Origin of the sequence: Aurantimicrobium sp. MWH-Uga1 (assembly GCF_003325955.1) — a bacterium.
Lineage (GTDB): Bacteria > Actinomycetota > Actinomycetes > Actinomycetales > Microbacteriaceae > Aurantimicrobium.
On the sequence record NZ_CP030929.1, the window covers coordinates 60997 to 84770 of the forward strand.

General features: G+C 54.3%; 21 protein-coding genes and 2 tRNA genes. 18 read left to right on the plus strand and 5 right to left on the minus strand.

The genetic code is table 11. The annotated features are described in order from the left end of the window. Positions 1-30 precede the first annotated feature (30 nt). Positions 31-882: a site-specific DNA-methyltransferase gene (locus AURUGA1_RS00345; protein WP_114128389.1), complete on the plus strand. Its 852-nt coding sequence runs from the start codon at positions 31-33 to the stop codon at positions 880-882. After that, on the plus strand, positions 875-1540 hold the full coding sequence (locus AURUGA1_RS00350) for a pyridoxamine 5'-phosphate oxidase family protein (RefSeq protein ID WP_205214649.1): 666 nt from the start codon (positions 875-877) through the stop codon (positions 1538-1540). The genes AURUGA1_RS00345 and AURUGA1_RS00350 overlap by 8 nt, the downstream gene beginning before the upstream one ends. A gap of 65 nt (positions 1541-1605) precedes the next feature. On the opposite strand, the gene AURUGA1_RS00355 is transcribed toward AURUGA1_RS00350, so the two are convergent. Continuing rightward, a complete protein-coding gene (locus AURUGA1_RS00355) occupies positions 1606-3411 on the minus strand; it encodes an MDR family MFS transporter (protein ID WP_240187368.1) in 1806 nt (601 codons plus the stop codon). Between the two features lie 113 nt (positions 3412-3524). Here AURUGA1_RS00355 and AURUGA1_RS00360 point away from each other — a divergent pair, with 113 nt between their 5' ends. Beyond that, positions 3525-3914, plus strand: a complete 390-nt coding sequence (locus tag AURUGA1_RS00360; RefSeq protein WP_114128391.1) for a helix-turn-helix domain-containing protein — start codon at positions 3525-3527, stop codon at positions 3912-3914. Then, positions 3911-4666 (plus strand): D-alanyl-D-alanine carboxypeptidase family protein, encoded by a 756-nt coding sequence (locus tag AURUGA1_RS00365; protein ID WP_114128392.1) that lies wholly within the window; start codon positions 3911-3913, stop codon positions 4664-4666. The genes AURUGA1_RS00360 and AURUGA1_RS00365 overlap by 4 nt, the downstream gene beginning before the upstream one ends. Here AURUGA1_RS00365 and pgm read toward each other — a convergent pair. Further along, entirely contained in the window at positions 4663-6285 is a 1623-nt protein-coding gene (pgm, locus tag AURUGA1_RS00370) for a phosphoglucomutase (alpha-D-glucose-1,6-bisphosphate-dependent) (protein ID WP_114129657.1), read from the minus strand. The two genes, AURUGA1_RS00365 and pgm, sit on opposite strands and share 4 nt — an antisense overlap. 34 nt (positions 6286-6319) lie before the next feature. Here pgm and pheA point away from each other — a divergent pair, with 34 nt between their 5' ends. The 8 genes from pheA (at position 6320) to AURUGA1_RS00405 (ending at position 13523) form a co-directional block, all read left to right on the plus strand. Further along, positions 6320-7264 carry a prephenate dehydratase gene (gene pheA / locus AURUGA1_RS00375; protein ID WP_114128393.1) on the plus strand — a complete coding sequence of 315 codons (945 nt, stop codon included), beginning with the start codon at positions 6320-6322 and terminating at the stop codon, positions 7262-7264. A 19-nt stretch (positions 7265-7283) separates the two neighbouring features. Next, positions 7284-8555 carry a serine--tRNA ligase gene (gene serS, locus AURUGA1_RS00380; protein ID WP_114128394.1) on the plus strand — a complete coding sequence of 424 codons (1272 nt, stop codon included), beginning with the start codon at positions 7284-7286 and terminating at the stop codon, positions 8553-8555. Next, positions 8552-9370: an HAD family hydrolase gene (locus AURUGA1_RS00385; RefSeq protein WP_114128395.1), complete on the plus strand. Its 819-nt coding sequence runs from the start codon at positions 8552-8554 to the stop codon at positions 9368-9370. Before serS ends, AURUGA1_RS00385 begins: the two co-directional genes overlap by 4 nt. A 94-nt stretch (positions 9371-9464) precedes the next feature. After that, positions 9465-9552: transfer RNA gene (locus AURUGA1_RS00390), tRNA-Ser, on the plus strand. 25 nt (positions 9553-9577) lie between these two features. Further along, entirely contained in the window at positions 9578-10885 is a 1308-nt protein-coding gene (locus AURUGA1_RS00395; protein WP_114128396.1) for an LCP family protein, read from the plus strand. A gap of 69 nt (positions 10886-10954) precedes the next feature. Then, positions 10955-11046 (plus strand) — tRNA-Ser (locus AURUGA1_RS00400). A 45-nt stretch (positions 11047-11091) separates the two neighbouring features. Next, complete coding sequence (locus tag AURUGA1_RS08015) at positions 11092-11268, plus strand: hypothetical protein (protein WP_162784012.1); 177 nt, start codon at positions 11092-11094, stop codon at positions 11266-11268. Positions 11269-11510: 242 nt separating this feature from the next. Further along, positions 11511-13523 (plus strand): DEAD/DEAH box helicase, encoded by a 2013-nt coding sequence (locus AURUGA1_RS00405; RefSeq protein WP_114128397.1) that lies wholly within the window; start codon positions 11511-11513, stop codon positions 13521-13523. Between the two features lie 59 nt (positions 13524-13582). Here the strand turns inward: AURUGA1_RS00405 and AURUGA1_RS00410 are convergent, their stop codons facing one another. Beyond that, on the minus strand, positions 13583-14497 hold the full coding sequence (locus tag AURUGA1_RS00410; RefSeq protein WP_114128398.1) for an EamA family transporter: 915 nt from the start codon (positions 14495-14497) through the stop codon (positions 13583-13585). A 166-nt stretch (positions 14498-14663) separates the two neighbouring features. On the opposite strand from AURUGA1_RS00410, the gene AURUGA1_RS00415 reads away from it, so the two are divergent. Further along, entirely contained in the window at positions 14664-16709 is a 2046-nt protein-coding gene (locus AURUGA1_RS00415) for an acyl-CoA dehydrogenase (RefSeq protein WP_114128399.1), read from the plus strand. A 61-nt stretch (positions 16710-16770) separates the two neighbouring features. Here the strand turns inward: AURUGA1_RS00415 and AURUGA1_RS00420 are convergent, their stop codons facing one another. Beyond that, a complete protein-coding gene (locus tag AURUGA1_RS00420) occupies positions 16771-18384 on the minus strand; it encodes an MFS transporter (protein WP_114128400.1) in 1614 nt (537 codons plus the stop codon). Positions 18385-18441: 57 nt separating this feature from the next. Between AURUGA1_RS00420 and AURUGA1_RS00425 the strand changes: the two genes are divergently transcribed. Next, positions 18442-19752: an NRAMP family divalent metal transporter gene (locus AURUGA1_RS00425; RefSeq protein WP_162784013.1), complete on the plus strand. Its 1311-nt coding sequence runs from the start codon at positions 18442-18444 to the stop codon at positions 19750-19752. On the opposite strand, the gene AURUGA1_RS00430 is transcribed toward AURUGA1_RS00425, so the two are convergent. Continuing rightward, complete coding sequence (locus tag AURUGA1_RS00430) at positions 19749-19976, minus strand: DUF5652 family protein (protein WP_114128402.1); 228 nt, start codon at positions 19974-19976, stop codon at positions 19749-19751. The two genes, AURUGA1_RS00425 and AURUGA1_RS00430, sit on opposite strands and share 4 nt — an antisense overlap. 60 nt (positions 19977-20036) lie before the next feature. On the opposite strand from AURUGA1_RS00430, the gene AURUGA1_RS00435 reads away from it, so the two are divergent. Genes AURUGA1_RS00435 through AURUGA1_RS00450 form a run of 4 tightly spaced genes read left to right on the plus strand, consistent with a single transcriptional unit; the run spans position 20037 to position 23742 of the window. Beyond that, positions 20037-20687 (plus strand): Pr6Pr family membrane protein, encoded by a 651-nt coding sequence (locus AURUGA1_RS00435; protein ID WP_114128403.1) that lies wholly within the window; start codon positions 20037-20039, stop codon positions 20685-20687. 18 nt (positions 20688-20705) lie between these two features. Then, on the plus strand, positions 20706-21626 hold the full coding sequence (ppk2, locus tag AURUGA1_RS00440) for a polyphosphate kinase 2 (RefSeq protein ID WP_114128404.1): 921 nt from the start codon (positions 20706-20708) through the stop codon (positions 21624-21626). 5 nt (positions 21627-21631) lie between these two features. Further along, entirely contained in the window at positions 21632-23014 is a 1383-nt protein-coding gene (locus AURUGA1_RS00445; RefSeq protein WP_114128405.1) for a DUF2252 domain-containing protein, read from the plus strand. Further along, positions 23011-23742, plus strand: coding sequence for a dienelactone hydrolase family protein (locus AURUGA1_RS00450; RefSeq protein WP_114128406.1), 732 nt, complete (start codon positions 23011-23013; stop codon positions 23740-23742). Before AURUGA1_RS00445 ends, AURUGA1_RS00450 begins: the two co-directional genes overlap by 4 nt. Positions 23743-23774: the final 32 nt, after the last annotated feature.

The window sequence follows — 23774 nt, forward strand, 5'->3', positions numbered from 1 at the left end:
GCCTACGACGAGAACTGCCAGAATAGGCAGGTGAGTTCTGCAACCGGTCGCGTCATCAAGGGAAACAACCTTGATGTTTTGGCGACGTTGCCAGATGAGTCCGTCACCCTGATCTATATCGACCCACCGTTCAACACGGGACGTGAACAAACACGCAGCAAGGTCACTTCTGTCCTTGCTGCGGATGATTCCACCAAGGGTTTAGTGGGCTTCAAAGGCAAAAGCTATGAGCGCACCCGCAGCGACCTCATGAAATATGACGATCGCTTCGATGACTACTGGGCATTCCTCGAGCCTCGCCTGCGCGAAGCATGGCGTTTACTGGCCGACGATGGCACTCTCTATCTGCACCTCGACTACCGTGAGGCACACTATGCCAAGGTGATGCTGGATGCCCTTTTTGGCCGTGACAGTTTTATCAATGAACTCATTTGGGCTTATGACTATGGCGCAAAAGCCAAGGGTCGCTGGCCCGCCAAGCACGACACCATCTTGGTTTATGTGAAGAACCCCAAGACGTACTACTTCAACTCTGAAGAGGTCGACCGGGAGCCCTATATGGCTCCAGGTTTGGTCACGGCTGAGAAGGCCGCCAAAGGAAAACTTCCCACAGATGTGTGGTGGCACACCATCGTCTCTCCGACCGGCAAAGAGAAGACGGGCTATCCCACGCAAAAGCCTGAAGGTATTCTTCGCCGCATCATTCAAGCCTCCAGTCGCGAGGGCGACACTGTGCTGGACTTCTTTGCCGGCAGCGGAACAACCGGTGCTGCTGCTCTTGCTTTGGGTCGAAACTTCATCTTGGTGGATCAGAACCCTGAGTCACTCAAGGTGATGAAGTCACGTTTTGCCGAGTATGACAAGCAGGTGTCTTTTGAGTAATCACGAACTTCCACGCACGGAACAAACTCGAGTTAAGCGTCTTGATGAGAAGCAGGTTTTCGATCGCGATGCGTTGAACGCTCTTCTGGACGAGGCCATTTATGGTCACGTTGCTGTAGTTCGAGATGGTAAACCGATGGTGTTGCCTGTCGGTATTGGTCGGGATGGCGATCATCTGCTTATTCACGGCTCAACCGGGTCGGGGATCTTCCGGGAAATAGCAGATGGCCGAGATGTGTGCGTTGCAGTGACGCTGTTGGATGGCCTTGTGTATGCCCGCTCGGCTTTTGAGAGCTCAATTCATTACCGCTCTGCCGTCATCATGGGCACAGCAACAGTTATTGAAGGCGATCAGAAACTTGCTGCTTTGGCCACACTGACTAACCACATGATGCCAGGTCGCTGGGATGAGGTTCGCGAGACCACCAAGAAAGAACTCGCAGCAACCATGGTGCTGAGCATCCCGCTGGATGTTGCCAGCGTGAAGGTGAGTGCTGGTCCGGTTGATGAGTTCGAGAATGATGGAGATGACCGCTCCATCTGGGCAGGAGTTTTACCTCTCCGTGTTGTTGCGGGTGAACCGACAGCTTCTGAGATGACTCCAGAGGGAACTCCCATCTCACCCTCTGTCATTAGACAGACTCAGCGACTGGTCTAGTTCACAACCCTTGCGATGTTAACGAGGTGGGCCCCGGTGAATACCGGGGCCCACGTCAGTATTTGTTAGGAAGAAGCTTTGGCTTTCTTTTTGGCTTCTGCTTTTTCTTTGTGTGCTTGACGTGCAGCTTCACGCTTTTCAGCCTCTTTGAGGCGGATAGCTCCTGTAGCTGTTCCAGGCTCGACCATCGCGCCCATCATCTCAGCTGAACTCTCAGCAATGAGCATGGCATCTTCTTCAGCAGCTTCTTGCATCGCAGACTTCTGGCGAAGAGGAGTTGCTTTGAGGAACCAGCTGAGGATGAAGGCGATGGTTACAACGACCAGACCAATCCAATAAACCTGAACGGTTGCGTCAGCAAACCCAACGAGGAAGGGCTTTGCTAATGCTTCGTTGGCACCAACTAGGAATGACGTGTCACCGTTAAGGGAGGATCCAATCGCAGTGGGGTCTTTGTAGATTTCGATAATGGCCGCGTTGGCAGGGTCCTGAGTTACAGCAGGGTCTGCCAGTGCTTTGGCAACACCCGCGGTGATAGAGGGTGTGGTGAAGGCACTCTTGAGTGCTTCAGGAATGGCGTTGAAGAGTACTGAGAACAAAATGGCAGTTCCTGCAGTACCACCCATGGTGCGGAAGAAGGTCGACGAGCTGGTGGCGACACCAATGTCACGGGGACCAACAGAGTTCTGGCTGGCCACGGTGAGGGTTTGCATGAGCTGACCCAGACCAGCACCCATAAAGAACATGCCCAGCATGACAAACCAGAATGGGCTGTCCCAGCTCAGGCGTGTAAAGAGCAAGAAGCCCAGAATCATGAACGCAGTACCAACTCGAGGGAACCACTTGTAGCTTCCTGTGCGAGCCATAACCTGGCCACTCACAATGGACGCAATCATCATGCCCAGGATCATCGGCAGCATGAGCAGACCGCTCTCGGTGGGGGTAGCACCCTTGACCAACTGGAGGTAGAGAGGGATGGTCATCATGGCGCCGAACATGCCAAACCCAACAAACACACCCAAGATAGTGGCCATAGTGAAGGTTTGAGACTTGAACATCTTCATGGGGATCAGTGCGTCATCACCCATGGAGCGCTCAATCATGACGAAGGCGACAGCCGATGCCACACCGATGAGGTAGCAGGACAGGGATGCAGTGGAGAGCCAGCCCCACTCGCGACCTTGCTCAGCGACGAGAAGCAGGGGAACTGTTGCGGTAATAACCGTGGCAGCACCCCACCAGTCAATTCGAACTCGGCGGTGGGTCTTGGGCAGATGTAGTGCCTTGAGAACGATGCCGAGGGCCACGATTCCAATGGGCACGTTAATGAGGAAGACCCAACGCCATCCTGCGATGCCCAGAATTTCTGGAGTTCCTGAAAGCACACCACCAATGAGTGGGCCAATCACGCTGGAGACACCAAACACGGCAAGGAAGAAGCCTTGGTATTTTGCGCGCTCGCGAGGAGCAAGCATGTCGCCCATGATGGCCAGCGGCAATGCCATCAAACCACCAGCACCAAGGCCCTGGATGGCGCGATAACCCGCCAGCGAATACATCGTGTCTGCTGTTCCTGCCAGGAATGAACCGATGACGAAGATGCTGATGGCAATGATGAACAGCGGTCGGCGACCAAAGATGTCGCTGAGCTTGCCATAAAGAGGAGTCGAGATGGTCGACATGATCATGTAGGCCGTGGTGACCCAGGCTTGGAGAGCCATTCCGTCGAGGTCATCGGCGATAGTGCGCATCGAGGTGCTGACCACGGTTTGGTCGAGCGCGGAGAGGAACATACCGGACATCAGTCCGATCATGACGAGCATGATCTCTCGCTTGGACATCACCGCGTCGGCGACAGCTTTTGCAGACATATACAGCCTTTGGTTAGAAGGAAAACTTTTTAGTAGTTACTAAAAGTAACTGAGGTAACACATAGTATCCTAGAACCGCAAAAGCAACCACAATCTTCGCTGGGGGTGAACACATGAGTACTGATCTGAACAGCATTAAGGAACGTATCCAGGCAACAGATAGGGATGTCTTCTTCTCGGTGCTCTCCCACATTGGTGATAAGTGGAGTCTGGTTCTCCTCGGTGTGCTCAGTAGAGAACCCATGCGCTACACCCAACTGGTTGAACGCATCCCAAAGATTTCTCGCCGCATGCTCACGGTTACGCTGCGGCAGCTGGAACGCGACGGATTGATTGAACGCGTCGTTCACGCAGAAACCCCACCGTGGTTTGAATATGCACTAACCGAATTGGGTCAAACGCTCATTGTTCCTGTTCGCGCTCTCGCTGACTGGACGTTGGACAACATTGATCTCATTATTGAAAAGCGTGCCGCCTACGACCGGGAAAACCCCTCCACATGATTCGCACGACTGCCATGAGCTTTGTGTTGATCGCTTCTGTCTTTCTGGGAGGTTGCGCCACAGGAAGTGCTCACACTGCCACGTCAACCCCCACTGTCACCCAGAGTGCGACGCCAACACCCACAGCGACGCCAACACCGAAGCCTGCGCGCACGCCCTTCTTCGACATCGATGACCCCAACTCCATCACCGTGGTGGTGAATAAACACCGCCCACTCAATCCCAGCAACTTTGAATCACCGGACATGTCGGTGCCCACAGCACTCTCGAATCCCTACAGTCGCCCCTTGCGAACCGAAGCAGCTCAAGCACTCGATCGCATGGCCACCGATGCCGCAGCAGCTGGAATCCTGCTCAGCGTTGCCAGTGCCTATCGCAGCTACGACACCCAGGTTGCAACCTATAACGGCTTTGTCGCCCGGGATGGCCAAGCTAGAGCAGACACATACTCTGCAAGACCTGGTCACTCCGAACACCAAACCGGGTTGGCTGTTGACCTCAACGATGGCGGCCCTTGCCAGGTCGATGTCTGCTTCGCAGACACTGCCGCAGGGCAGTGGCTAGCCGCGAACTCCTGGCAGTACGGCTTCATCGTTCGCTACCCCAATGGCTACGACTCCATCACGGGGTACCAGTATGAGCCGTGGCACTTCCGTTATGTCGGAACACGCGTCTCAACTGCGATGCACAATCTAAACATCCCCACCCTGGAGCAGTTCTTTAACCTCGAACCTGCTCCGAGTTATTACTAAGAGTTCAGCGCAGCGTCCACAATCTTCTTTGCCTCTGCTTGAACAAGCTTGAGGTGCTCAGGACCCTTGAATGATTCCGCATAGATTTTGTAGACGTCTTCAGTACCTGAAGGGCGAGCAGCAAACCACGCCAATTCGGTTTCCACCTTCACACCGCCAATGGCTTCGCCGTTGCCGGGAGCGTGAGAGAGCTTGGCAATGATGGGATCGCCCGCAAGCTCTGTTGCGGTGATGTCATCACCGCTGAGCTTGCCCAGGCGAGCCTTCGCTTCGCGGTCTGCCGGTGCATCCACGCGGGCATAGGCAGGATTACCGAACTTCTGTGTGAGATTGGAATACAACTGTGAGGGGGTCTTGCCGGTGACGGCAATAATTTCTGCGGCCAGCAAAGCCAAAATGATGCCGTCCTTATCAGTGGTCCACACAGTTCCATCCTTACGGAGGAACGAGGCGCCGGCGCTTTCTTCACCGCCAAAGCCCACCGAGCCATCGACCAGACCGGGCACAAACCATTTGAAACCAACCGGAACTTCCCACAGCACTCGGCCTAAACCGTCGGCAACAAAGTTGATCATGGAGCTCGAGACCAAGGTCTTACCGATGCGGGCATCAGGACGCCATCCGGGACGGTGTGCAAACAGGTATTCAACGGCCACGGCGAGGTAGTGATTAGGGTTCATCAGTCCCGCATCGGGGGTGACAATGCCGTGACGGTCAGCATCTGCGTCGTTACCGGTGAGCAAATCAAAGTCGTGACGCTTGGAAATGAGGGACGCCATCGCATTCGGGCTAGAAGGATCCATGCGAATCTTCTCGTCCCAGTCCAAGGTCATAAATGACCAGGCGGGGTCAACCTCGGGGTTCACCACAGTGAGGTTGAGGCCATAGCGTTCCTTAATGGCGCTCCAATACGCCACAGAAGCTCCACCGAGAGGATCAGCACCGATGTGAACGCCCGATTCAGCAATAGCTTTCATGTCAATGACGTTCTCCAGATCAGCAACGTAGTGCTCGAGGAAGTCATACTCCTGAATTAACCCCTCAGGGTTGGTGCGCTTGACATCAACCAAGCCACCTTCGATCAGTTCGTTCGCCCGAGATGCAATCCAGTTTGTGGCAGAAGAGTCCGCAGGACCGCCGTGCGGAGGGTTGTATTTGAAGCCACCATCCTGAGGTGGGTTATGGCTGGGGGTCACCACAATGCCGTCAGCTTCATCCCCATGCCCGGCTTTGTTGTATTCCAAAATGGCGTGAGAGACAGCAGGCGTGGGTGTGAAACCGTCGCGTGAATCTGTGAACGTGCGAACACCATTTGCGGCAAGTACTTCCAGAGCCGTCTCGTGGGCCGGGCGGGACAAACCATGCGTATCCATGCCGATAAAGAGGGGACCGGTGATGCCTTGCAGAGCACGGTATTCCACAATTGCTTGGGTTGTTGCCAGGATGTGCTGCTCATTAAACGCAGCGTTGAGTGAAGAACCGCGGTGGCCACTGGTGCCAAAAACGACGCGCTGTTCAGGCACTGTCATATCTGGTGTCAGGTCGTAATAGGCCCTCACCAACTCATGAATATCAATGAGATCGGAGGGAAGGGCAGGGGTTCCGGCGCGAGTAGTCACAAGCCAAGTTTGCCAGTGCCGGTACATTTGGAACATGAGTTCTTCAGAAAAAGTTTCCACGGCGCCGGCATACAGCTATCTCGGGCCTGCCGGAACCTTTACTGAAGCTGCCCTCTCGCAGGTTCCTGAAGCTGCCGGAAAGACCTGGCACTCAGTCAATAATGTTGGCGAGGCTCTTGCAGACGTGGTCTCCGGTCGTTCTGTTGCAGCCATGATCGCCATTGAAAACTCGGTCGAAGGTGGCGTAACCGCAACCCAAGATGCTCTGGCCAACATCCCTAACTTGCGCATCATTGGCGAATACCTTGTCCCCGTTGAGTTCGATCTCGTCGCGCGAAAGGGAACTTCCCTCGCAGAAATTAACGTCATTAACGCCCACCCGGTTGCTTATGCTCAATGCCGTGGCTGGTTAGAAAAGACCCTGCCTCACCATGGCCACATTCCCTCCTCAAGCAATGTCGCGGCAGCGGCCAGTCTCCTCGAGACTGACACCGCTGATGCCGCCATTGCTCCTGCGGGCATCGCCAAACACTATGACGTGGATGTTCTGGCTTCAGGGATTGCAGACAACCCCAACGCGGTAACCAGATTCGTCCTCGTAAGTAAGACCACTGAACTTCCTGCACCCACAGGTTCAGATAAAACCAGTTTGATTGTGGAACTGCCCGATGACCGCGCCGGTGGACTGTTGGAGATGTTGGAACAGTTCGCAACTCGTGGTGTGAACCTCTCACTGATTCAGTCACGCCCCATCGGAGATGAATTTGGTCGATACCGATTCGTCATCGACGCGGAAGGTCACGCCCGTGACGAACGCGTTGCTGATGCGCTTCTTGGTTTGCGCCGCTTCAGCCCCAAGGTCATCTTCCTGGGTTCCTACCCTCGTGCAGACAAAGTCACCACCCAGCATTCCCAGCGTTACGCCGACGGCATCTTCCAAGATGCACGTGCGTGGCTTGCGGAAATACTCGGCGACTAGCCTGAACTAAACTGGGCATGTGATTGACCCAGTATTGCTTCGCGAAAACCCTGACGTTATCCGTGCCTCACAGGTGGCCAGAGGGTCAGACCCTGGATTAGTCGACGCTGCCATCGAAGCTGATGCTGCCCGCCGTTCCGCACTTGCCTACTTTGAAGAGCTCCGCGCTGAACAAAATGTGTTCAGCAAGAAAGTCGGTCAAGCTCAAGGTGACGAGAAGAAAGCACTCCTCGCTGAAGTTGCCGAGCTAGCTGCCAAGGTGAAGGAAGCTAACGCAGCTGCCACAGCAGCAGATGAGGCATACACCGAAGCTGCACGAAAGATTCACAACCCCATCATCGAGGGCATCCCATCCGGTGGCGAAGAAAACTTTGTCACTCTCCGTGAAGTGGGCACCATTCCCTCCTTCGACTTTGAGGCCAAAGACCACCTCGAACTCGGTGAACTTCTTGGCGCTATCGACATGCCCCGCGGCACCAAAGTTTCTGGTTCACGCTTTTACTTCCTCAAAGGAATTGGTGCTCGTCTCGAGCTTGCTCTGATGAACCTGGCTCTTGATCGGGCACTCGAAGCAGGATTCATTCCGCTCATCACCCCCACACTCGTGCGACCTGACATCATGCAGGGCACGGGTTTCCTAGGTGAGCACTCCGACGAAATCTATTACCTTCCTGCAGACGACCTGTATCTCACGGGAACAAGTGAGGTTGCGCTCGCCGGATATCACGCCGACGAAATCATCGACCTCAGCAACGGCCCACTGCGGTATGCCGGATGGTCAACGTGTTATCGCCGTGAAGCAGGATCTGGCGGAAAAGATACCCGCGGAATTATTCGAGTTCACCAGTTCAACAAACTCGAAATGTTTGTCTACACCACACCCGAGGAAGCTGAAGCAGAACACGACCGCCTGGTTGCCTGGCAAGAGGACATGCTTCAGTCTCTGGGATTGGCCTACCGTGTCATTGATGTTGCCGCTGGAGATTTGGGGTCTAGTGCTGCACGCAAGTTCGATATCGAAGCATGGGTTCCCACTCAGGGTGCATTCCGTGAACTAACCAGCACCTCGAACTGCACTACTTACCAGTCACGACGTCTTGACACCCGTTACCGCACTGAAACTGGAAAAACAGCACCGGTTGCCACACTCAATGGAACCCTCGCCACAACCCGTTGGTTGGTTGCCATTCTGGAAACCCATCAGCAGGCAGATGGTTCCGTCATAGTTCCTGAAGCTTTGCGCCCCTACCTGGGCGGTATTTCCGTTCTGACTCCATTGGATGCCCAGTGACCCAGGTTGCCCCAGAAGATCGGTGGCTTGTTGCCCTTGATGTTGATGGGACTCTGCTCACCCACCGCGGTGATGTAGCCCCAGAGGTTGTCGAGGCAGTCCGTGCCGCAGCAGCTCGTGGTCACGAGGTCATGCTGGCAACAGGCAGGGCCTTGGTTGAAACTATTCCGGTCCTGCGCCAGCTCGATATATGGCCTGAATATGTTGTGTGTTCTAACGGAGCAATGTTGCTCAAACGTGAACCTCTTGCCGATGACGGTTATGTCAAACATCATGTGGAAACATTTCGCCCCGAGGGAGTGCTTAACCTTGTCAAGGGTCATCTTCCTGACGGCATGTATGCCGTGGAAGATGAATTCGGTGACTACTACTTCACCGAACCTATTCCTGGCGTTGATCACAACTTGCTTGCCCACCAGGTCAAATTCGAAGAACTTCTTAACCTGCGAGCAACGCGCGTGGTCGTGGTCTCACCCGATCATGAAACAGAAGACTTCCTCCAGGTAGTTGAACGTATCGGCCTCAAGCAGGTGAGCTATTCCATCGGCTGGGCCGCCTGGCTCGATATAGCCCCGGAGGGTGTCAGCAAAGCCTCTGCATTAGAAAAGGTCCGTGAAGCATTAGGTTTTCCTCGGTCCAGATTGTTTGCTGCAGGAGATGGCAATAACGATATCCAGATGCTGGAGTGGGCTGCTGAGATGGGGCGCGGCGTTGCCATGGGTAATGCTGAACCAGAAATCAAGGCTGTTGCCAACGAAGTGTGTGGCCAGGTTCACGAGCTGGGATTGCTCGAAGCACTGGGTAAATTGCCCTAAAACCCGCTTTCAGGTCTTTCGCAGGATGCTCTGAAAGCCTAAAGCTTGTCATTCGGGTAGACTCATGCAGTCGAATTCTTCGTGAACTCGACAAGGAGGGCTGTCCGAGCGGCCGATGGAGCTGGTCTTGAAAACCAGTGTGCAGCAATGCATCGTGGGTTCGAATCCCACGCCCTCCGCCATATTCCGTCACTGATCGGGGAAAGCATGAGTGAGCAGAAAGCAACACGTGCGCGCCGCATACGCAGCGCGCGTGCCGCTATACGCCACGGCAATGTGGCACCCCGCAAGGGTGGCCGCACGCTTCTGAGTTGGATTGGCGCAGGCCTGGCCGTCGTCATGGTTGCTACCGCCTCCATTGCCGGTATCGCTTTTTGGGACATCGCTCGCGGCGCCAAAGAAGGTGTAGCACTGGCGAACGATCAGCGCATTCCTGACATCGGCGCTATCGAGGGTGGCGTGAACTTCCTTCTCGTCGGTAGTGACTCTCGCGAAGGCACCGACCCTGGTGTTTTCGATGCTGACCCCGGTAGCGTTCTCAACGACGTCAACATCCTGCTTCACATCTCAGCGGACCACACCAATGCAACCGTGGTTTCCATTCCCCGTGACATGGTTGTGCACTATGCGGACTGTCCCGACGGTGGTGGCGGCTGGTCTGGCCCCATTAACGGAACGTTGAACGAGGGTGGTCTGCCCTGTGTTGTTCTCACCGTTGAAGAGCTCACCGGCTTGAGTATCCCCTTCGCTGCCATGATTCAATTCAATGGCGTGATTGAGATGGCAAACGCCATCGGTGGTGTTGAGGTCTGCGTGGCCGAACCCATCGAGGACGAATACACCCAAACATTCCTCGATGCTGGAATGCACACCCTCTCAGGTCTCCAGGCACTGCAGTTCCTGCGCACTCGTCACGGTGTGGGTGACGGTAGTGACCTCGGCCGTATTTCCAACCAGCAAGTGTTCCTGTCTTCTTTGGTGCGCAAGCTCAAGAGTGCACAAACACTGACCAACCCTGTAGCGCTCTTCGGTCTGGCCAAGGCTGCTATCTCGAACATGACGCTCTCTAACAGCCTCAACAACATCGACACAATGATGTCTATCGCGATGGCGCTCAAAGATATTCCGCTCGAGAATGTTGTCTTCGTTCAGTACCCCAGCTCCACCGGTGGAACAGGAATTTATGCGGGCAAGGTTCAGCCCAATCAAGCCGAAGCTGAAGCTCTCTTTGCTGCGCTGTTGGCAGATCAGCCCATCGCATTGAGTGGAACCACCGGTAACGGTTCAGTGGTTGACCCTGATGCAGCAGCCAAGGCTGCTGCCCAGGCAGAAGCAGAAGCAAAAGCCGCCAAGAAGGCAACTGCTACACCGACCCCCACGGCAACACCGGGTGCAACAACTGCGCCCACACAAACCTCAGCTCCTGTTGAAGTTGCTGTTCTCCCAGAGAACGTGAACGGTCAGACAGCAAACGACTACACCTGCTCTGCTGGCCGCACTCTCGACCAACAGTAAGCCCCGATTATTCCCGTCACAGCTGTCCGGGTATGATTGCTCTGGTGCTTCTGCATGCCAGGAGTCCAAGGAGACGTCGCATAGTTCGGCCTAGTGCACCACCCTGCTAAGGTGGAGTCCTCGTAAGGGGACCGCGGGTTCAAATCCCGCCGTCTCCGCCAGAAAAGAAGCCCCGTAAGGGGCTTTCTTTATCGGAAAGGCGCACCGTGAAAAGACTCAGCCCAGCACTGTCGGCTTTGTATCTTGTCCTGATGATCACCGTGGTGGTCAGTATCGACAGTGCTTTTCTCCAGCACTATCCCGAGCTGCGACTGATTGGCAACATTCTTATCGTTGCTGTGTTCGCTGCAGGTTATTTCCTTCTTGCGCGTCTGAAGAAGTGAACCTGAATTTTCAACTCTCAACTTTTTCTTGAACCTTTGGGGTTTCTCCCGTATAGTCAAAAGGTCGGCTCTTGACACTGCATTGTGATGCAGATGGGTTTGTAAGTCAGGTGGGCCGGTTCCCCAACAATTCTGTTGGTGATAGTCACTCGAAGTGAATCGGTCCCGGCCAAAGACTGCCCGGGTTCTTATCAGCACGTTTGTGTGTTGTTTTGCAACGAATCCAACCCAGAGAAAAAGTCATGCCTAAGAATAAGAAACCAGCCGGCGGTCGTCCGGCTAAGAATTTTGAACCACGCTACGGCGCGAAGAAGTCCGGCGGTCCTTCCGCTGGTTCTCGCAGCCCTGGACACCGCGGATACCGTCCCGAGTCCACTGAAGCACCACGTAAAAACCGCTGGAGCAACGAAGACCGTGACGCACGTCGTGGTGCGCCTGCGGGCGAGCGTCCCGTTTACGGTGACCGCGCACCACGTGGTGACCGTAATGAACGCCCCGGATACAACCGCGGCGAGCGTTCTGATCGTCCTGCTTACGGTCACCGCACCGAGCGTCCACGTTACGAGCGTTCAGAGCGTGCTCCCTACGGAGATCGTGCACCACGTTCCGAGCGCCCCGCATACGGTGAGCGTTCCGAACGTCCTTCGTTCAACCGTGGTGACCGTAATGAACGTCCTGCGTACAACCGGGGAGAGCGTCCACGCTACGACCGTGATGGAGCACGCGCAGAGCGCGCTCCATATGGTGACCGTGCACCGAGGAACGACCGTCCTTCCTACGGGGACCGCAACGATCGCCCCGCCTACAGCCGCGGTGAGCGTTCTGAACGTCCACGTTACGAACGTTCCGAGCGCCCCTCCTACGGTGACCGTGCTCCGCGCGGTGAGCGTTCCTATGGTGAGCGTAACGACCGTCCCGCACGTAATTTTGGTGGGGATCGTCCACGCTGGAACAAAGACGAGGCTCCTCGTCGTTCCGCTTCAGACTTCTATCCTGCAAAGGACGAGAAGGCCCGCTTTACTCCTGAAGAAGACGTCGTTCTTGAGCGTCTGGAAGCACAAGCAACCACTGCAGCCGATGTTGACGGTGTGAGCTTCTCTGACCTGGGTTTGGGAGATAACATCTGCCGCCAGTTGGCAACCATGGGTGCTGTAGCACCATTCCCCATCCAGGCAGCAACTATTCCTGATGTGCTCTCCGGCAAGGATGTTCTTGGCCGTGGAAAGACCGGATCGGGAAAGACCATTGCCTTCGGTTCACCCGTTGTTGAACGCCTGATGGAAAACAACGGTGGCAAGGACCGCAAGCAGGGTCGTCCACCACGCGCTCTCATCCTGGCTCCAACCCGTGAGCTCGCAATGCAGATTGACCGTACCGTGCAGCCTATTGCTCGCTCTGTCGGTTTGTTCACCACTACTATCTTTGGTGGAGTACCTCAGCACAAGCAGGTCATGAGCCTGCGCCGAGGTGTGGACATCATCATTGCGACACCTGGTCGTTTGGAAGATCTCGTGGAGCAAGGTCACATTGACCTGGGCCACATCTCCATCACGGTGCTCGATGAAGCAGATCACATGTGTGATCTGGGCTTCCTCGAGCCTGTGCAGCGTATCCTTCGCGCCACCAAGGCAGATGGTCAACGACTCTTGTTCTCGGCAACCCTGGACAAGGGTGTTGCCGCAATCGTGAACGAGTTCCTGAAGGATCCCTCGGTTCACGAGGTTGCTGGTGAAGACCAAGCCTCTTCCACCATTGATCACCGTGTTCTCGTAGTTGATCACCGCGACAAGCCTTTCGTGATTGAACAGCTTGCAGCTCGTGAAGGAAAGACTTTGATCTTCTCGCGCACCCGTGCCTATGCTGAGCAGCTAGCTGACCAGCTAGAAGATGCAGGTATTCCAGCAACCAGCTTGCACGGTGACCTGAACCAAAACCGCCGAACACGTAACCTTCAGTTGCTGACCAGCGGACGTGTCAATGTCCTGGTGGCTACAGATGTTGCTGCTCGTGGTATCCACGTCGATGACATCGATCTGGTTATTCAGGCAGACGCTCCTGATGAGTACAAAACCTACATGCACCGCGCCGGTCGTACTGGCCGTGCAGGTAAGCAAGGAACTGTGGTGACGATTATTCCTCGCACCCGTCAGCGTCGCATGAACGACCTGTTAGGCCGCGCAGAGATCGAAGCCGAAATGGTTCCAGCACAGCCAGGAGACGAACTGCTTCAGCAGCTCGCTTCAGCAAACGCGTAGTTCTTAAGAGACAAGTGCCGCATCCTTCGGGTGCGGCACTTGTTCATTAACCCAGTGAACTAACTCAGAGCAAGAAGTGCTGCTGCGGTGAGTGCAAGAACCATACCTACCAGTTGAAGTTTGGTGATCTTCTCCCGCAGTACCAGTGCTGCCAGGATGATGGTTCCTGCGGGATACATCGCGGTGAGCACGGACATCACACTCAAGTTGCCCGTTTGAATGCCCAATAACAGCAGTGCGTTTCCTGTGGCGTCCAATAATCCACAGCCGAGGGCAAGCAAGATTCCGTTGCGGTAGTCGGTAGCTCCGGCGTCACCAACAATAAGATCTGCACGTGGCGAGCCATCTTTTCCGAGGTAGCCCTTTTTGTGAGCCCAGCGAATCAACGCCATTCCGAAGACCACGGAGAACATGATGGTGATGTTCACAAAACGGTTGAAAACCAGTGGGTAGAGGCCAGCATCTGAGGGCGCTTGATCAAGCACAATCAAGAAAAGACCGATCAGAATGCCCGAAATGACCGCGAAGATAATTCCACGTGCTTTGGGTTTCACCGCTTCTTTTTCTGGAGTGAAGGCAACCAAAACAATCGCGACAGCACCGATAACGAGTGCGACATAACCGAACCACACGAGGCTTTCACCGTTGATAAGCAAGGCCCACATCACAGGGAAGATTGCAGAGATCAGTGCACCTAGAGGGGAGAGAATACTCATCGGGCCAATGGCGAGTGCGGCATAGAGCAAGAGAATGGCTACAGCACCACATAGTCCTGAGAGCAAACCCCACACGATGGCGCCGTCACTGATTTCACCGGGAATGAGAAACGTGTAACCAATCAGCAGGAACAGGCCTATCAGTCCGGCAATACCTGTTGCCAAAAAGGCGCCCATCCGCTTAGAAGCAAGGCCTCCAAGGAAGTCACCGCTACCAAAAACAAGGGCCCCTGACAGGCCAAAAATTACGGTGAGCATTACTCCAGCCTAGATGTTTCCTGAGAGTCTCGGTGAGGAAACAACAAAGATAACGGGCTCTCTCAACTGAAAATTGTAGGAGCCCCACACACCGTTTGAAACTGGGTTCGTCATGCGCTCAAATAGGGCCTACGTTGTAGGTATCCGCCATGAAAGGCCACACACGATGTCTATCCTCGACAAAGTTGAGACAGTAAACGACGTTGCAACTGAAAATGAAGCCGCGATGATTGATCGCGCCTACTTATCTCGCTATTTGCTCGGCAAATGGGCAGACGTTCGGCTTGCCTCACGTGCCCTGGCCGGTAAGCCTGAGATGCACAACATCCCTGGTCTTGGCATGGAGGAGCACCGCGCTCGCGTGCTTGGCCAACTTAAGCTTTTGGTTGAAAACGGGCAGGTCCACCGGGCTTTCCCTGCCGCGTATGGTGGGCTCGATGACCACGGTGGAAACCTGGCAGCTTTCCAGGAGCTGGTAGCTGCTGACCCCTCCCTTCAGATCAAGTCGGGTGTGCAGTGGGGTTTGTTCACTGCCGCAATAGCTCACTTGGGAACCAAAGACCACCACGATCGTTTCTTGCCTTCTGCAATGTCATTGGAGACCCCTGGTATCTATGCCATGACCGAAACTGGCCACGGTTCCGACGTTTCTTCGCTCGCAACGACGGCTACTTTCGACGAGGCAACTGGGGAGTGGGTTATCAACACTCCTTTCCGTGGGGCGTGGAAGGACTACCTCGGTAATGCTGCCAAGCACGGCAAAGCTGCTGTTGTCTTTGCCCAGCTGATCACTAAAGGCGTGAGCCACGGTGTTCACGGTTTCTATGTGCCCATCCGCGATGAGAACGGAAACTTCCTCCCCGGCATCGGTGGTGAAGATGACGGTTACAAGGGTGGTCTCAACGGTATTGATAACGGTCGTCTGCATTTCAACCACGTTCGTATTCCTCGTAACAACCTGCTCAACCGTTACGGCGATGTCGATGAGAACGGAAACTACACCTCACCGATTGCCAGCCCAGGACGTCGTTTCTTCACCATGCTGGGAACCCTGGTGCAAGGACGTGTCTCCCTAGATGGTGCTTGTGTAAATGCTTCCAAGATTGGTCTGCAGATTGCAGTGACCTACGGTAACCAACGCCGCCAGTTCTCCAACCCCGGCCAGGAAGAAACAGTGCTTCTGGATTACCAGCGCCACCAGCGTCGCCTCATTCCTCTCATTGCGACCACCTATGCGCAGAGCTTCTCTCAGGAAGTTCTCCTTGAGAAGTTTGATGACGTGTTTAGTGGTCGTGAGGATTCTGACGCGAACCGCGAAGACTTAGAAACCATGGCAGCAGCCTTCAAGCCACTATCTACCTGGCATGCACTCAAGACTTTGCAAGATTGTCGCGAAGCATGTGGCGGTCAAGGCTTCCTGGCAGAAAACCGTCTCACACTCCTGCGTGCAGACATGGATGTCTATGCCACTTTCGAAGGGGACAACAACGTTCTGCTTCAGCTGGTTGCTAAGCGTCTCCTGACCGACTACAGCAAAAAGTTCAAAGATGCAGATACCGGTTCCCTTGCTCGCCTCGTGATGGAGCAGGTCACCGAACGTGCTGTGACGGGATCTGGTTTGAGACGTTTGGGTCAGAACGTCCACGACTTGGGTTCGACTGCTCGTGCCGTAAAGGAACTTCGTGATCCTGACACCCAACGCGATCTGCTCACCGACCGCGTCGAGACCATGATTGCCAACATCGCTCTTGAGTTGCGTGACGCAAAGAAGAATGGCCAGGAAGCAGAAGCTTTCAACCGGAACCAAAGCGCCCTGATCGAAGCAGCTATTGCTCACGGCAACTTACTGCAATGGGAAGCATTCACTAATGCTCTCGACAAGATCACTGATGAGGGAACTCGTCAGGTTGTGACCTGGGTTCGTGACCTCTTCGGCCTCCACGTCATTGAACAAAACCTGTCCTGGTATTTGATCAACGGTCGTCTGTCTGCTCAGCGAGCTTCTGCGGTGACCGCATATGTTGATCGTTTGATCACTCGCTTGCGTCCCCATGCTCAAGACCTTGTTGATGCTTTCGGGTATGGGCAAGAGCACCTTCGAGCTGAAATCTCCTCCGGTGTTGAGCAGGCTCGACAGGACGAAGCCAGGGCTTATATGGCTGAGCTGGTTCGTTCGGGTCAAGCACCTATTCCAGAAAAATCTTCCAGATAGTAGCCTCCAAGCACACAGAAGCCGCCTGACGTATTCGCCAGGCGGCTTCTGTGTTTGGTACTTAGATCACGTGGTTTTCGTCAGATTCTTTGATCTGCTCTACTTCCACTTTGCGTGTGGATCCAAGGGACAAGGTTGCTAAGAAACCAAGTACCAAGAATCCTGCAGCAGCGAAGGCACCGTAACGTGTTCCGTCAGAGAGCGCTTGCTTGGCGTTGTCTGCAATGGGCTGTGTGGTGGGATCAGCTTCGAGCTGAACAATTGCACCACCGGCACTATCAACAACAGCAGTGACAACCTGGGTGACCTGCTCTTCAGGCAAGCCTTCAGAGGTCAGGTCATTGGTGAGTTGAATTTGCACCGAGGTGAACAAGATAGTTCCCAAGATTGCGATGCCCAGTGCCGAACCAAGCTGGCGTGAAGTGCTCTGGGTTCCGGATGCCTGACCGGATTCTTGAACGGGAACATCTTTCAAGATGACGTTGGTCAGCTGAGCGGTAGCAAGACCAACGCCCAGACCGTAGACGAACAGCCACGGAACCACATTGATCCACGAAGCAGTGGGGCTGATAGCAAAGCCGACACCAGCCACCCCCACAATCTCAAGCAGGATACCCAACCGCACCATTGTGACGGGCGATACACGACCGGAGAGGCCGCCGGCTAGACCGGAGGCAACGAATGCACCACCGGCGAGACCCAAGAGAACAAAACCGGTCTGTAGTGCGTCATACCCAATGACGAACTGCAACCACAACGGCAGCGACAAGATGATGCCGAACTCTCCCAAAGAGATCACCATGGCGGCAATGTTTCCGTTGCGGAAGGAGGCAATGGTGAACAGGTTGAACGAGATGAGTGCCGACTTGCCCTTCCGGATGCGGTTAGCACCGTGGGCGATGAATAAGGTCGACGCCAGAATAAAGACAAGGAAGAGCACAGGGATGATTGAAATCTTTCCGGGCCACGTCCAGTCACCAACTGTGAATGGCTTGTTGACTTCCCACCAGCCATAGGTGCGACCTTCAATCAGGGCAAAGACCAGAGTCGACATCGCGATGACGGAGTAGAAAGCTCCCAGCCAGTCAATGCTGCCGGTGGCAGATTCTTCCTTTGATTCCTTGACGGTCAGCAGTGCACCAATAATGATGATGATGCCCAGGGGAATGTTGATACCAAAAGCCCAACGCCAGGAGTAGTCCGTGGTTAGCCATCCACCGAGTAGGGGCCCAACGGCCACCATTCCACCGATGGTGGAACCCCAAATAGCGAAGGCGATGCCACGCTCTTTGCCCTGGAAGGTTGCATTAACCAACGAAAGTGTGGTGGGAAGGACCATCGCCCCACCGAAACCTTGCAGCACACGAGCGGCAATCAAGATGTCGCCACTTTGGGAGAATCCAGCAATCACAGAGGACACCACAAAGATTGCCATACCAAGAACCATCACCTTACGGCGGCCGAAGCGGTCGGCTAGGGCACCAAAGACGAGAAGTAACGCAGCAAAGACGAGTGTGTAGGACTCTTGAACCCACTGCACTTGGGTGCTGGTAATTCCTAAGTCTTCGATGATAGAGGGAATCGACACATTGATAATGGTCGAATCCACAATGATGAGTGAAACGGCGAGGCTGATAAATAGCAGGCCAAACCAGCGTGTGCGGGGAGAAGTCATGAATTCAATCTACTCTGCACTCGACTGCGTAGGCTGGAGGCAAGGGAGGTGAAGAACTTGGCAGAATATTACGTAGAAATAGCAGAACCTCTCGAGCCCGGCCGCAAACCACGTCAGCACCACCCCACGCGTGAGCGGGTGAGAGGAAAAGGATATTTTCGCCGCCTCGGTCCGGGTATCGTCACCGGTGCCGCCGATGATGATCCTTCGGGAATTGGTACGTATTCTCAGGTAGGTGCCGCCACCGGGAACCGATTGCTGTGGAGTGCACCCCTGCTGCTTCCCCTCGCTTTTGCCGTTCAAGAAGCCTGCGCACGTATTGCTCTTGTGACTGGACACGGTTTGGCCGGCGTCATAAAGAGGCGCATGCCTGCGCCAATTTTGTACCTGTGTCTGGCGTTGGTTGTTGTTGCCAACACAGTCAATATTTCTGCAGACCTCGGTTCTATGGCTGCGGCGTTGCAGCTTCTTGTTCCTGTTCCACAACTTCTTGGTGTGGTGCTCTTCGCTGCGATTATTGTCATCGCTGAGGTGTTCGTTCCGTACCATCAATACGCCAAGATTCTGCGCTGGTTGTGTTTATCTTTGCTGGCCTACGTGGCTGTGATGTTCGTGGCTCAGGTTGAATGGTCCCAGGTTCTCCGTGATCTCTTTATTCCTCAGTTCACCTGGAGTAAAGGTGACATCGCGTTGCTTATTGCAATTGCGGGAACAACAATTTCTCCCTACCTGTTCTTCTGGCAATCTGCTGAGGAGGTTGAGGAACGACGAAAGAGCCCACACTATCGGGTGACAGCAACACACGTTCGTGCCATGCGTGGAGACGTCTTCGCTGGGATGTTTACCGGAGTTTTTGTGATGGCTGCCATCATGATTACGGCCGCGGCGACGTTGCACAAAAATGGAATTACAAATATTCAAACAGCCGAACAAGCCGCACAGGCACTGACCCCTATTGCGGGAGATTTTGCTGGAGTGCTTTTTTTGCTGGGCATCGTGGGAACAGGTTTGCTCAGTGTTCCCGTCCTGGCAGGAGCGAGTTCCTATGCCATGGCTGAAACCTTTGGCTGGCGTGAGAGTTTAGAGAAGCGCCCCAGCCAAGCTCGGGCTTTCTATGGCGTGATTTTCTTATCCATTTTGGTGGGCCTCGTTCTCAACCTCATCGGGCTCAACCCCATGCAGTTTCTCGTCATTGCTGCAATTACCAATGGCTTGGCCGCGCCAATACTGATGGCGGTGATTTGGTGGCTTGCCAGCGATGAAAAGCTCTTGGGCAAATGGAAGAGCCCCCTGTGGTCCAGAGTGCTTCTGGGCATCGCAACTTTCACAATGGCATTGCTGCCCTTGCTGTGGTTGTTAGCGCCCTAGGCAGCTACTTCTTTCTGCTTCTTCTTGCTGAAGACAAAGAGGTAAAGAATTTCGAGGATGCCTGCAGTGTTGAGAACAAACAGCACCGTGAACCAGGGAACAGACCTCAACGACCCTGCGCGATAGAGCGCGAAGGCCTTCCAGATTGAGCTCCAGAGAACGAGCACCATGATGAGGGCAAAGAGGCCAGGTTCTTCCATGAAGAGACCTTGATCAGTGTTCATAACACCATTCTATGAAACTCACCCTGTTTGTGAGCTGAATCTCCTGCTAGCGTCGAGCAGGTGAGCACAACGTCGCGCAAAATAACCGCTGTAATCCGCTGGGGAATTTCTGCATGGGTCTTCGCAGCCATCGCCACCCAGATTTGGTCCGAGGTCGTCAACGACGCTTTTTATCCAGAGAAGTACTTCAGCTACTTCACCATCCAATCCAGCCTGATCAACATCGTCGCCTTTGCGGTCGGTGGCTGGTTAGCGTGGACTCGCGTGCAGGATACGAGACTGTTCACCATCGTTCGTGTCTCTGTTTTCTCGTATGCGATTGTCACCGGTGTGGTGTACAACCTGTTGCTGCGCAACATTCCTTCTGAGGGTTACGAACCCCCTGCGTGGTGTAACGAAAGTACGCACGTGTGGGTCCCGATTGTGATTGTGCTCGAATGGCTGTTTGCTTCTGGCCGCATCTCACTGCGCCTGAGAGCAATGTGGTGGGCATTGCTGTATCCGCTTGGTTGGGTTGCCTTCACCGTGGTTCGGGGAATGATCACAGGATGGTGGCCATACCCCTTCCTGGAGCCTGATGGCCCCAATGGTGTTGGCGGTGTAGTGGCATACATCTGTGGTATTGCCGCATTCATGGCTTTCAATGCATTTATCGCATTGCTTATTGCACGCGTGTGGGCTCGCCTGCGCTCGCAACCTTTGCACCCATAAGAGTTCTAGGCTGAAGATATGAGCGATAGGTTCGACACCGCAGAAATTCTCAAGGCCAGCTTTACAGCAGAGGATCTTCTCGACGATGATGCTCCGACAACCCTGACCGAAGATGACGCCTGGCGCCAAGGTTATCCCTATGACACCAAGATGACCAGAAAAGAGTATGAGCACCGAAAGCATGTCTTACAGGTGGAACTACTCAAACTGCAGGTGTGGATTAAGGAGACAGGTCAGCGTGTCATCCTCTTGTTTGAAGGTCGCGATGCTGCCGGCAAGGGTGGAACCATCAAACGCTTCATGGAGCACCTCAACCCTCGTGGCGCACGAGTGGTTGCTCTGGAAAAACCAACAGAACGTGAACGCACCCAGTGGTATTTCCAACGCTATGTTGAGCACTTTCCTGCGGCCGGAGAACTGGTCATGTTTGACCGCTCCTGGTACAACCGGGCAGGTGTGGAACGTGTGATGGGGTATTGCACAGACGCCGAGTATGAGGAATTCATTCGCTCTGCTCCAGAGTTCGAACGCATGCTAGCCAACTCTGGGATCAAGATTTTCAAGTTTTGGTTCTCGGTTGGTGAAGCAGAACAGCGCCGGCGTTTTCTTGAACGTCGCACTGACCCCGTTAAAAGATGGAAGCTTTCCCCCACGGATTTAGCGTCCCTAGATAAATGGGATGCCTACACCGAAGCCAAAGAGGCAATGTTTAGAGCCACAAGCACGGATGTTGCACCGTGGACGGTGGTGAAGTCCAACGATAAGAAACGTGCACGTCTTGAGGCAATGAAGTGGGTTCTTAATGCTTTCGATTACGAGGGCAAAGATTCCAGCGTGATCGGTGAAAATGACTCACTGATTATCGGTAGCCCTGCAGATGTTTATGACCAGGGTGAATCACCTACAACGGCTATCCCTGTTGTCACGAAGCTGAGATAGACCCGATGCCTCTCAATCACGAAGCTCAGGCTTCCATCGAATTTTTCTCCCGACCTCGTGCAAGCAGGGCTGAACGGAAAGTGTTGGGGGAGCACTTGCGAGAACAAGTTCCCCTCGAAAGTCATGCTCAGCTGCCTGCGCCAGAACGCAGAGCTGATGCACTGACTATTCTTCGCAGTCAAGAAACAGTCCGCGAACCCACGCTCGTTCCGCTTCGTTATGAGCGAATGTCACAGAATCCCTTTGCCCATCTCCGTGGGGCTGCTGCTGTGATGGCACACGATCTTTCCCTGCAACCCACGAGTGGTATTGAAGTGCAACTGTGCGGAGATGCTCACTTAGCGAACTTTGGCATGTTTGCCTCACAAGAACGCAGTCTTGTTTTTGACCTCAATGATTTTGATGAAACGTCACCCGGACCATTTGAATGGGATGTTAAGCGCTTAGCAGCGAGCTTTGCTTTAGCTGCTCGCAACAACGGATTGAGCAGGGACGAACAGTTCACTGCGTGCCAGATTGCGGCCCAGTCTTATCGCGAATGGATGGCCGCCTTTAGTGAGCGTAAGACACTTGATCTATGGTTCGCCAAAGTGGATGTGAAGTGGATGATGTCTCAGATGAAAAATTCTGACATTCGCGACATGTTTGAAAAAGCAAGCAATAAGGCCAAGAAGAAAACAGTTGATTCTGCCGTGGACAAGCTCACTGAGGTTGTTGATGGTCAGCGACGGTTCCGTTCCGACCCACCGCTGTTGACCCCCATTGATGATGTGGAATTAGGAACCGTGGTTGAAGCGCTTGCGCCTGTGTTCACTGATTACATCACTACTTTGCAACCCGACAGAGCTGTATTACTTTCTCGTTACTCCTTCAAACACTTAGCTTTCAAAGTCGTCGGTGTGGGATCTGTTGGAACACGAGCGTATGTCATTTTGCTGGAATCCGGTGATGGGGAGCCGCTGATTCTTCAGGCTAAGCAGGCGGGCGCATCCGTGTTGGAGCCATATGTGGGGGAGAGTGTTTTTGCTAATGCAGGTGAGCGGGTCGTGGTGGGTACCCGTTTGATGCAGGCAACGGGAGATCCATTCCTTGGCTGGTGCCACGGTGGTACTGCAGTGCCACATGATTTCTACTTCCGCCAGCTGTGGGATATGAAGGGTTCGATTGATGTCGCCAAGTTGGATGTTGACGGCATTAATTCCTATTCCCGCATTTGCGGTGCAGTTCTCGCTAGGGCACATGCCCGTGCTGGTGATGCCTCGTTCATCACGGGATACTTAGGCACCTCAAAGACCTTTGATAGAGCCATCGCTGAGTATGCCCTGGGCTATGCCGATATTTCAGAGCATGATTATCAACAACTCGTCACTGAATTGGCAGCACAATGACCTCACCAGCATCGGTAGTTTCTGACATCACAATTCCGCTGGAATCTGGTGAACACATTCCTGGAAGGCTTGCCGTCCCATCCGGGAGGGGCCCTTTTCCCGCGGTGGTGATTGTGCACGAGGTTTTCGGTATCGATGAATCAATGACAGCCCACATCACTCGCATGGCCAGTGCGGGCTACCTTGTTCTCATGCCGGATCTCTATAGCAGGGGTGGAATGCGGAAATGTTTGAAAGCGACATTCCGCGCACTGGTGGATGGAACCGGTCAGGCATACCTGGATATTGAGGCTGCAAAAAACTATCTCCTATCCAGGCCTGATTGCACCGGCAAGATTGGCGTCATGGGCTTTTGCATGGGCGGCGGCTTTGCGTTGCAACTGGTGAATAAAGGCTATGACGCTGCAGCGGTGAACTATGGTCAAGCCGCGAAAGACCTCGATGCCCAACTACAGGGATCCTGCCCGATTGTGGCTAGTTTCGGCGGTAAAGACCTCTCCCTCAAGGGTGCTGGGCCACAGCTGGAGGCTGCGTTGACCAAAGCAGGTATCGCGCACGATGTGAAGGTTTACCCGGAAGCATCCCACGCATTTATGAACCCCACGCAAGCAGGACCAAAAGCTTTGCGGCCACTGATGAATACCGTAGTTGGGTTCAAGCCACGACCTGAGGAAGCAGCCGACGCCTGGCAGCGCATCGAGCGCTTCTTTGGCGAACATCTCGCCTGATGCGCGCCATTAAGCTGGAGGGGTGACTACAC